This is a genomic window from Gardnerella sp. CCPDSM, assembly GCF_056754715.1.
Genome location: NZ_JBQEQO010000077.1, coordinates 1 through 439, shown reverse-complemented (window position 1 = coordinate 439; position 439 = coordinate 1). Strand labels below are relative to the sequence as shown.

Sequence of the window (439 nt, the reverse complement as noted above, 5' to 3'; positions counted from 1 at the left end):
TAGTAGTCATGTGTTGAAAAATAATATCAGTTGAAATACTGAAATGCTGAAATGTTAGGGCAGGTGTGGGTTAAACCATGCCTGCCCTTTTTTATTACTTTTTACTTTTTATTTTTTATAAGAGTACTGGCAAATGTTAGGAAAACTTGTAAGGAGAATTATGAGAGGATTTTGGAATAGTGCTCAACTGGCTTTCACACTGGTAGGCGGCTGGCTGGGATACTTTTTAGGCGGGTGCGACGGGCTTATCCTCGCACTCGTTTTATTTGTGGTAACGGATTATATTACAGGCGTGATGTGTGCGGTCACGGATAAGAAACTGTCTAGCAGCATTGGTTTTAAGGGCATTTTTAGAAAGGTGCTCATTTTTATGCTTGTTGGCATAGCAAACATTATAGATTTTCATGTTTTGAAACAAGGAAGCGTGATTAGAACCGCA

At 39.0% G+C, this 439-nt stretch carries 1 protein-coding gene; it reads left to right on the top strand.

Annotated features, from left to right (window positions below; genetic code table 11):
* Positions 1-160: 160 nt before the first annotated feature.
* Positions 161-439 (top strand): phage holin family protein (locus ACTJLE_RS06610; protein WP_481267920.1); only part of this gene is annotated, 279 nt, incomplete at its 3' end.